The organism is Arthrobacter sp. Y3221159 (assembly GCF_059089885.1).
This window is the reverse complement of the sequence record NZ_JBNHFC010000066.1, coordinates 1-297: the sequence shown is the minus strand read 5'-3', so window position 1 is coordinate 297 and position 297 is coordinate 1. Positions and strand designations below refer to the sequence as shown.

General features: G+C 68.0%; 1 pseudogene. It reads right to left on the bottom strand.

What is annotated here, in order from left to right:
- Positions 1-297 (bottom strand): annotated as a pseudogene (locus tag AC5RT3_RS20695) (glucose-6-phosphate dehydrogenase); the annotation flags it as partial.

The following is a 297-nucleotide window of genomic DNA, read 5'->3' as shown; positions in this document are numbered from 1 at the left end:
CCTCCAGGTAGCCCTGGACCTGCTCACCGCCCTGCCAGCCGCCGGTGAACTGCCCCCGCGCCGAGTGCGTGGACAGGTCCTCGGGGAGCTTGACCGCGGCGAGGACTTTTTCCTTCTCCGCGCGCAGGTCATCGGCGTTGAAGGAGATGGGCTCCTCCATCGCGGTCAGGGCCAGCAGCTGCAGCAGGTGGTTCTGGATGACGTCGCGGGCAGCGCCCACGCCGTCGTAATACCCCGCCCGGCCGCCGGTGCCGATGTCCTCTGCCATCGTGATCTGGACGTGGTCCACATAGTTCG